The organism is Treponema pectinovorum (assembly GCF_900497595.1).
GTDB classification, from domain to species: domain Bacteria; phylum Spirochaetota; class Spirochaetia; order Treponematales; family Treponemataceae; genus Treponema_D; species Treponema_D pectinovorum.
Genome location: NZ_UFQO01000001.1, coordinates 532,949 through 542,463, shown reverse-complemented (window position 1 = coordinate 542,463; position 9,515 = coordinate 532,949). Strand labels below are relative to the sequence as shown.

Genomic DNA, 9,515 nt, shown 5'->3' with positions numbered 1-9,515 from the left:
CACTGTTTAATTTGCTGGTGGCCATAGTGGAGAGGTAATACCCGTTCCCATTCCGAACACGGAAGTCAAGCTCTCTTACGCCGATGATACTGCTCTTCGCGGGAAAGTAGGTAGCTGCCAGCTTTTTTCTTTTTAAATACTTTTTCTGCGCTTAAAAAATAGCTTATAGTTTAATCAACCTTTGTTACTTTCTCGAGAAATTGCGGTGGCGGTTGTGCCAACTTTTGCACAAGCGATTGGAAGGGCGCCGATGTGGCCACCGCAGCGAGCGTAAGCGTGTGAGGAGGCTGGAGCGCAAGCGTAACCCTGCAAAGCGCGCTCTTGTGCCTGTGAGCAACGCGAATTGGCTCAAGATGTGCCCTGATTTTTACAGCACGCTTTTTTCTGTTGTATTTTTGAATTATAACAAATGAGCGTTTACTTGATTTTTATGACGAACAAAATATAATTGGCATATGAATTTCCTTAGATTTTTTACGGTCTTTATTTTTGTTTGCACTGTCGCTGGATGCAATCTTTCTAATTATGACGGCGATGACAGGAACTCGATTCCAAAAACTGACAGTTCAAATTTTGTTTCGACAACAAAAATTATTTTTCCAAAAGATACAGACGCTTTGCACATATATAACTGTCTTTTTGAAAAATATGGTGAAGGAACTCATTCTGTAACAGCAGTTTATTCTCGTACAGTGACGGCAACTTTAAACGGAACTGCTTATTCAAATACGATTACGAAAAACATAGTTCAAATAAAAATAAGTAAAGAAATCTCTCCACCCACAAGCAAATTTATTGTTGATTTTATTACCGACACAAACGAAGTTTTGAGATTTTTTTATGAATGGCAATATCACAACACTAATGAGTGGAACAACAACAAAACCGACGGCTCTATTACTATTACACTTTGATCCTCAAATAGTTTTTGCTGTCTATTCAGATTGTATTTTGTTCATTTGGAATATTTGGTGCAAGGTTGAAATTTTGCTTTTTCTACACAGAAAGATGCAAGTAAACGGCTGGAATCCATTTGTTTTTTTCTTCGCCGTAAAATTTGTATTGCAAATAGGTTCCAAACGAAGTTTTGTACGCGCCTGAAGCAAAATAGCTTGTTCCAGGTCCTAAAACTATTTCCAGCGAAAATCTTAAAAGGTCGGAATAATCTTCTTTTGATATGTTTTTTGCAATTAGATAAAAATTTACAAAATCAATATAATCTTCACTTTTGTATTTAAAAGCGCCAGCATACATGGCTTTTAAATTTATGCGATAAGCGTATAAAGAAAAAAATGGGATTCCTTTTTGAATCTCAAAAGAATGTAAAATTGCCGAAAGAGAAAATTGCGAAAAATAATTTTTTTGAGGAAAAAAACTCTGCACAAATGAAACTGGAACCACGCCTGGAATTTTTATTCCATATTCGATGCCAATGTTTGCATATTGATTTTTATTCAAGTCTTTTTTGCCAACGCTCTCTGTATCTACAAAAAGCGACTCATATTGATAATCAAAAAAAGTTTTTGCATAAAAACCCGCATAATCTAAATATCTCGGGGACGCTTTGTGTAAAGATGAATATTGTGCAAAAAATTTTACATCGATATTTTTTCCGCCATAGATGCAGTTGTCCTCAAAAAAAGAAAGAGTCGATTCATCTTGCAATTTAACTTTTGTTTTTTTGTTTTCCTTTCCTAAAAATGTTTGTGCGTTTATTCCAAGCGATGCACTATCGATGAGCGAACGCCAGAATACGAGCGATAAAGTTCCTTTTGAATACGATTGAAGAAATCCTTTTTGATTAAAATTCAAACTTTCGCTGATTTCGTAAGAAAATAAATCATTTCGACTGCTTATAGAAGCGTATAAGCCTCCAGACGAAAAAGATGAATCTATTCCTGCGGATAAAATTGTAAATTTATCAACCCAGGGAGTTGAGCTTATGAAAGTTATTCCCAGTGGCGAAATTGACGAAGATGAAAAATCGCTTTTATATGTGCCTGCAATCGAGAAAGGAAGTTTTATTCCTTTGAAAAAATGATTGCTTGCACTGTAGTCTTTAAAAACGATTTGTTTTTTGAGCTGGCTTTCAATTTGACCGCGAGCATTTTTTTGCTCTTCCGCAGATTTTTTTTGTGAGCTTGGATTTTTTCTGCTTTCATCAAAATCTTCTTTTATAAAAGTTTCTGGATAAAAAAGATTCCAACCGCTTTCTTCCAACGAAAAATAACGCAATGGTTTTGAATAAAACTCTTCACTTACTACTGCATAATTTTTTCCGTCAAAAACACAGTTTAAAATTCCTGCTGGATTGTCTTGAGATTGCAGATAAGCTTTTGCTTCAAGAGTTTTTTTATTTATAACAATTCGCCCGATTCGGCTCAGCATTGTTGTTTTTAGCTCTGCCCAAGTAAATACAAATGAAATTTCTTCTTCTGTTTCTCTTTCAAAATGAAGGTTGTGGAGGATTTTTTCTTTAAAATCGTATCGAGCATTTTTGTTTGAATTTGTTGGTGAATATAAAAGGCTCCAGTTCAATCCTTCTTTTTTTATCTGACAGCCAAAAACTTCGTCAAATCTTTTTCGTTCGTGTTTTAGAGGTAATTTTTTTTGAGAAGCAAAATCATATTGGAAATCTTCACTTTTTACATTTGAATGTTCAACAAAATGATTTACAAAAAGTTTTTTTCCATCTTCTGAAAATCTCAATTTTTGGACAGAAAAGGCAGAAAAAAGTTTTTTACCGTCCAGATAGACCGCATTTGAAAAGGAATCATACCAGACGAGTTTTGATTTTCCTGTTGATTCTTCGTAAAACAAATCCAGCGCAACGATTGCAGTGTTATTTTTAGAAATTAAATTTTTTGACGAAATAAAATTTTTTCTATCTTGCGCTTTTATATTTTGAGGCAAAATTATGCTCTCTTTAAAATCGTTCCAGACCTCATCAAGTTTTAAATTGTATGTTCTCTTAAAAACGCCTGCACAAAAAGAAAGATTCGTGGAAGTTCCTGCGTTTTTCCAGAATTGAGCATATTTTTCAAAACCATAGGTTTTTACAAGATATTGAGCAAAAGTTGAACCAAAGGCGTAGGCATCGTTTCCGTAAGGATAGGTATCCCTTGCTCCGCTTACATCGCGCCAGGATGGGAAGTTTTTTTCGTTAAAATAATCCTTTAGTTTCGCTTCAACTGCTATCTGTGTAAAAAACGGATCGTTTAATCTGCCACCGTTTCCAAAGCTTTCAAACAAAACAGCTGCACCTTCAAACCAAAAAGATGTGAGCGAAAGTCCTGCCGGCGTAAAAAAATCTGCAAAAAAACTCATTTCCTGCCAAAACGGCGATTTTGCATTTAAAGTTACCGCATGAGTCAATTCGTGATAAAAAATCGACTGAACAGTGTCTTCATACATGTCTAAATGTTCGCCGAATTCCGTATCGTAAAAAACTATCAAATTGTAAGGAGCTAAAGAGAAGAACGCATTTGTTCGTTCAACCTGGCGCGTTATAGAAACTGGAAATCTTTGATACGGCTTTAATCCTAACTTTTGTGAAATTTCCAGATAGTAACTATCGCAAACATCTGCGATTTTTAAAGCAGTTTTTTCGCATTCAATAGGGAAGATAAGGTCAAAATATTTTGTAGAAAAGGTTTTTAGAGTTTTTTCTCCAGACATTATTCCGCCGTAAGAAAAAATCTTTAGAGAAAATAGCAAGAATAAAACTGTCCAAATACTTTTTTTCATCGTTTAATTTATTTTTTTTGCTACTAGGAAAATTAAAAAAGAAGACCTGCCCTTGCAGTTCCTATTATTATGTCGTCTTGTATAAAAATAGTTTCAAAGTGGATTCCTCGTTTTTTTGTAGCCCAGAGGTAAAGATATTTTTCAATTCGCTCCCTTACTTTAAAAGTTTTATAAAAAGTTGTTCCATTGCATACTATGCAAACTTTTTTTTCAGGCGATTTTCCTTTTCCACAAGTTACAAGAGCTGCTGCTAAAATTGACGCTGCATAATGAGCGCACCTGTCGATACAAGAATCTATAAGTAAAAAAGCGATTTTTATATCTTTTTTATTGGCACAGCAAAGCGAGATTGGATTTTTTGAATCTTTTGGAAGGTAGAACTTTCCAGTTTTATAAAATTGAATAAAATCGTCTGCTTCGATTGTAGAAAGCTCTTTTAATTCCAGTAATTTTTTTGCTGCAACAGGCGAAAAAAGTCCCTCGCGCGCAGCAAAATACAAAACAGACAGAACTGTGTTACCAAGATATGCACCAGAGCAGCATTTTTCCAATGGAAACTGATGAGGAACTGCCGTCCTTAAATCCGCATCCATATCGAAATCGCTGAGTTGGAAAGTGTCGCATTTTCCGCTTTCACAAACGATAATTTGTCCATCTTCTGTATTTTTTGAATAGTCCACAAAGGCTGCGTTCATTCCTGTTCCAAGAATAAAGCCAATGTACGAATCGTATTCGTTCAATGCACTTTTTCCTGCAAGCAAAGCGCTTACTGTGTCGTTGCAGACTGTAATCTTCTCTATGGATTTCCATCCGCGCCTTAAAAGTTCTTCTTTGAGGCATTTTCCCACTGCGAGCCCTATTATAGAACGCGCTTTTACTTCTTTGCTCAAAGCGTTTACTATGGCATCGTGATTTCTTTTCATATCAAGCGAATAAGAAAAACAAAAACCTATTTTTTGTGCCTTGTCCTTTAGATAATCTATTCTATCTGCAATCGCAGAGAAAAATTCATCCTTTGAATATTCACGCTCTAGAGCAGGCATAGAATTTTTTCTGTATTCGGTAATTTCAGGTTTCCCATCTTTCCCAAACGAAATAAGACAACTTCTAAAATTTGTTCCACCAGCATCTATTACAATAACTTTTTTTCCTTCTACATCTTTTTGAGGAACGCTCATCCAAGTTTCGCTCATATCCTGCCCACTTTTTTTAGGTTTTGGCTTTTTCATATCGGTCAGGATTTCATCAACAATCATCTTTGAATAAAAATGATGGCGCTTTAAAAATGATTTAACGACAAACTTTTGAAGAAACAAGGTATTAAAAATAAAATTCATAATTTAACTTTTATTATATCAATTTGCTATCGTTTCACAAATCTTTTTTGTAAGAGTATGTATTTGACGCGATTAAGTGCGGACAAAATCAAAAAAAATCACTATATTCATTTAACTATGCTGGCAGATTTACAAGATTTAAAAAATGAATTAAATCCAGAGCAGTACGAAGCGGTTATAACTGTAAACGGACCAATTTTGATAATCGCAGGCGCTGGTTCTGGAAAAACTCGCGTCATAACTTTTAGAATCGCTCACATGCTGGATTCTGGAATTCCGCAGAGTCAGATTCTTGCGTTAACATTTACAAATAAAGCTGCAAAGGAGATGACACAGCGCATAAAGGAATTGACTGGCAAAAAACTTCCGCTTTTGACGATTTCAACTTTTCATGCTTTTGGCGTAAAGGTTTTAAGGCAGGATATTGAAAAACTCGGCTGGCGAGCAAATTTTTCTATATATGATGAAACAGACAGAAATTCGCTGATAAAAGAAACTGGTCGGGAATTGCGATATTCACAGGAAGCGCTAGACATTTACAAGATTGGGATTTTGATTTCGGATATAAAGACCGGAAGAAAGCATTGGAATGCGGAAAACCAAATGTATCGTCAACTTTATGAAGGCTATCAGGAAGGATTAAAACTTTACAATGCAGTTGATTTTGATGATTTAATAGTTCTTCCGATAAGGCTTTTTAAAGAATTTCCTGAGATTCTCCAAAGTTACAAGCAACGCTATCGCTACATAATGGTTGATGAATTTCAAGACACAAGCCATCAACAATACGAGATGATGCATCTTTTGGCAGAAAACAACATTGCAGTTGTTGGCGATGACGACCAGAGCATTTATTCTTGGAGAGGGGCAGACTATCAAAACATAATCAACTTTGAAAAAGATTTTCCAAACGTAAAAGAAATTCGTCTCGAACAAAATTACCGCTCAACAGGAACGATACTCGCTGCGGCAAATGGCGTTATAAAACACAATACAAACCGCAAAGACAAAAATCTTTGGTCTGGAAATGGCGAAGGAAGACCGATAGAAGTTTATTCTCCAGATAACGAAACTTCCGAAGCGGATTTTGTGATAGAAACGATTCAATCAATTTGTGTGGAAGAAAAAAGAAAATACGACGATTTTTGCGTTTTGATGCGGGCGAATACTCAGTCCAGAGCTATTGAAGAAGCGTTTTTGCAGGAAAATGTGCCATATACGATGAGCGGCGGAACTTCATTTTTTCAGCGCAAAGAGATAAAAGATATAATTTCGTATTTAAGGGTGATTTCAAATCACGATGACGATGTAAATCTTTTAAGGATAATAAACACGCCAAGAAGGGGAATCGGCAGAAGCACTATCGAAAAATTAAATCAAATTTCAAAAAATCTGGGTTGCTCGCTGTATGAAGGCATAAAATCTCTGCTTGAAATTCCAGAAGACGAGGCTCAAGCATTTATGGAAAAAACTCCTTCATCATTTAAAGTTGGAATTGAAGAGATAGATTTTTCGGACGGCACAAAGGATTCTCTAAAATCTTTTGTAGAAATAATCGAAGGGAATAAAAGCATGCTCGGAGGTCATGGACTTTCTAAAAAAGTTAGAGCTATGGTTGAAGATATTCACTATTTTGATTATTTGATTAGCGAAAATCCCAAATCTGAAAAAGCAGCCAGATTCAAGTTTTTAAATATCGAATCGCTCGTAAATTCTATTGAAATGTGGGAAAACAATCCTGAAAATTCCGAGCCAACTCTCTACAACTATTTAAACAGGATAACCTTGCTTTCAAGGGACGATATGGAAGATGAAGATGATAAAGGAAAGGTCAATCTGATGACAATTCACGCTTCAAAGGGGCTTGAATTTCCTGTCGTTTTTATAATCGGCTGCGAAGAAGGGCTTATTCCACATGGGAGAGCGATTGATGAAGCTGGGGATGCTGCGGTAGAGGAGGAGCGAAGGCTTTTTTATGTTGCAATAACGCGAGCTCGCGACAAACTTTACATTTCGTCCTGTAAGCAAAGAAGGCATTTGCAATCGGTTGTCGAATCAACTACGAGCAGATTTTTAGAGGAAATTCCTGCAAATCTTGTAAAATATCATGAACCTGCCAAAGATGTTGAACCCCAAACCGCAGAAGAATTTTTTGCTCAGATGAGAAAGCGTTTTTCTGCTCCAAGAGTTCCTGGATTTTCGCACAATTAAATTTCAATCTCATAAAAATGAATATCGTAATTTTACAAAATAAAGACAGTAAAAAAAACAGATTGAACATTATTATAGAAATATCTCAAATATGGAGGAGATATAAAATGAAATTAGTTACAAAAGTAACAACAGTTATTGCAGCACTCGCAACAGTTGCAATGCTTGCATCATGTGGCTCAACAAGCGGAGCTGCTCCTAAAACATCTAGTTCAAAATCGACTGCATCAAAGGTTTCAGTTTGGGAATGGGCTACAATTCCTTTATCTGATATTGGCACAAGCGATACAGTAATTGACGATCGTTTTGTTCTTGACGCAGTTTCTAATCCTCTAGAAGCAGAATTTGCAGCAGTTGCAGGAAAAGCAAAATTTAAGACAGAAGAACTTGGAACAGCTCTTTATATGGGAAACAAAGGTGCAACAAACCTTTCTAACATCAAAGATGTTTTTCAGGCACAGTTTGAAATCGTAGTAAAGGCTCCAGCAAAAGTTACTTTGACAATCTCTGGAAACGGAGATGCAACTCCAGCTCGTGCATTTGCAATTTATGCTCCAGACGGAACAGTTCTTGCACAGGTTGATAACCTTGGAAAAGAAGCAAAATCAACACTCGAATTCAACGCTGCAACAGCAGGTGCTTACAAAATCAATACTTCAGGTACACGTATTTACGCTGTAAGAATTGAATAGGTTTTAATACAAGTGTAGACAAACCAAAGACCGGGTTCTATTATAGACCCGGTTTTTTTTTGACTTTTTATTTGGAGGAAAAATGGAATTAGTTTACGGAATAAAAGATAAACCAAGTTTTGGCAAAGTCTTTTTGTTTTCGCTACAGCAGTTGCTTGCAGTAATAGCAGCAACAATCGCAGTTCCAGCGATTGTTGGTAACGGACTTTCAGCATCAGCGGCACTTTTTGGAGCAGGAATAGGAACTTTCATCTATTTATTGTTTACAAAAAGTTCAAGTCCTGTCTTTCTTGGAAGCTCTTTCGCATTTATAGGTTCTATGTTCAGTGCCTTCGGAGGAGCGGCTTCGGTTGCTATAGGAACTTGGGGACTTATAATCGGTGCCATAATGGCAGGTCTTGTATATGTCATAATAGCGATAATCGTAAAATATTGCGGAATACGATGGATAGATAAACTCATGCCACCTGTAATAATAGGGCCTACGGTTTCAATAATTGGTTTAAGCCTCTCTTCTAATGCTGTAAGCGATTTGATGAAATCATCTGTCTCTGGCGGAAGCACCTATGTAGCGTTGATATGCGGTCTTATAACGCTTGCCGTTACTATGATATGCTCAACTTACGGTAAAAAAATAGGAAGATTGATTCCATTTATAATCGGCATTCTTGCAGGCTATCTTTGCGCATCGATTTTTTCGCTGATAGGATACACGACAAACAACCAAAACCTCATCGTAATAAATTACAGCGCATTTTTAGAAGTTACGAGTTTTTTTGCACTTCCAAAATTCACTTTTTTGTTGGGCGGTTTTGAAGGCTTAAAAGGAATTACTCCTACATACTTGCTCACAATTTTTGCAGCATACGTTCCTGTCGCTTTTGTAGTTTTTGCAGAGCACCTTGCAGACCATAAAAATCTTTCATCAATAGTCGAAGTCGATTTGCTAAAAGAGCCTGGTCTTACGAGAACCCTTCTTGGCGACGGAATTGGCACGATATTTTCAACCTTTTTTGGAGGTTGTCCAAGCACAACTTACGGAGAATCAATCGGTTGCGTAGCAATAACACGCAATGCTTCAACAATTTCAATTTGGGGCTGCGCTATAATGTGCATAGTTTTTTCATTGATAAGCCCTTTGGTAGCATTTTTAGAGACAATTCCAAACTGCGTAATGGGCGGAGTCTGCATCGCACTTTACGGATTTATTTCGATTTCCGGCTTTAAAATGTTTCAAAAAGTTGATTTAAATCTGAACAAAAATCTATTTGTCGCTTCGGTAATATTCATAACGGGAGTTGGCGGAATGGTTGTAAAATTTGGCAAGGTTGAAATTCGCACCGTTGCCTGCGCTTTGATATTGGGAATTTTAACAAACATTCTATTAAGTGGAAAATCTGCGGATGAAGAAGTAAAAAAGGGAGATTAAATTTATCAATAAAAATTGAAATAAAAATTTTTTACTAAAGATGCACCTATTAATTTCATATTGATGAAGTTTAAAAGGTGCATTTTATTTTTATCTTCA

6 protein-coding genes and 1 rRNA gene are annotated in these 9,515 nt (G+C 36.1%); 5 read left to right on the top strand and 2 right to left on the bottom strand.

The window, feature by feature from the left end; translation table 11 throughout:
- The first annotated feature begins 13 nt into the window (after nt 1-13).
- Nucleotides 14-123, top strand: a 5S ribosomal RNA gene (gene rrf, locus FXX65_RS02385).
- A 332-nt stretch (nt 124-455) separates the two neighbouring features.
- Nucleotides 456-914 (top strand): hypothetical protein, encoded by a 459-nt coding sequence (locus tag FXX65_RS02380; RefSeq protein WP_147614916.1) that lies wholly within the window; start codon nt 456-458, stop codon nt 912-914.
- Between the two features lie 82 nt (nt 915-996).
- Here the strand turns inward: FXX65_RS02380 and FXX65_RS02375 are convergent, their stop codons facing one another.
- Complete coding sequence (locus tag FXX65_RS02375; protein ID WP_147614915.1) at nt 997-3,747, bottom strand: hypothetical protein; 2,751 nt, start codon at nt 3,745-3,747, stop codon at nt 997-999.
- A 32-nt stretch (nt 3,748-3,779) separates the two neighbouring features.
- A complete protein-coding gene (locus tag FXX65_RS02370; protein WP_147614914.1) occupies nt 3,780-5,084 on the bottom strand; it encodes a hexokinase family protein in 1,305 nt (434 codons plus the stop codon).
- 117 nt (nt 5,085-5,201) lie between these two features.
- Between FXX65_RS02370 and FXX65_RS02365 the strand changes: the two genes are divergently transcribed.
- The 3 genes from FXX65_RS02365 (at nt 5,202) to FXX65_RS02355 (ending at nt 9,416) form a co-directional block, all read left to right on the top strand.
- Entirely contained in the window at nt 5,202-7,295 is a 2,094-nt protein-coding gene (locus tag FXX65_RS02365; protein WP_147614913.1) for an ATP-dependent helicase, read from the top strand.
- Nucleotides 7,296-7,402: 107 nt separating this feature from the next.
- Nucleotides 7,403-7,987: a hypothetical protein gene (locus FXX65_RS02360; protein ID WP_147614912.1), complete on the top strand. Its 585-nt coding sequence runs from the start codon at nt 7,403-7,405 to the stop codon at nt 7,985-7,987.
- Nucleotides 7,988-8,069: 82 nt separating this feature from the next.
- Complete coding sequence (locus tag FXX65_RS02355; protein ID WP_147612250.1) at nt 8,070-9,416, top strand: uracil-xanthine permease family protein; 1,347 nt, start codon at nt 8,070-8,072, stop codon at nt 9,414-9,416.
- The last annotated feature ends 99 nt before the right edge of the window (nt 9,417-9,515 follow it).

Bases quoted from the DNA above. Each gene is read 5' to 3' on its own strand.
- FXX65_RS02380 (WP_147614916.1), top strand. From the start codon at position 456: ATGAATTTCCTTAGATTTTTTACGGTCTTTATTTTTGTTTGCACTGTC.
- FXX65_RS02375 (WP_147614915.1), bottom strand. From the start codon at position 3,747: ATGAAAAAAAGTATTTGGACAGTTTTATTCTTGCTATTTTCTCTAAAG.
- FXX65_RS02370 (WP_147614914.1), bottom strand. From the start codon at position 5,084: ATGAATTTTATTTTTAATACCTTGTTTCTTCAAAAGTTTGTCGTTAAA.
- FXX65_RS02365 (WP_147614913.1), top strand. From the start codon at position 5,202: ATGCTGGCAGATTTACAAGATTTAAAAAATGAATTAAATCCAGAGCAG.
- FXX65_RS02360 (WP_147614912.1), top strand. From the start codon at position 7,403: ATGAAATTAGTTACAAAAGTAACAACAGTTATTGCAGCACTCGCAACA.
- FXX65_RS02355 (WP_147612250.1), top strand. From the start codon at position 8,070: ATGGAATTAGTTTACGGAATAAAAGATAAACCAAGTTTTGGCAAAGTC.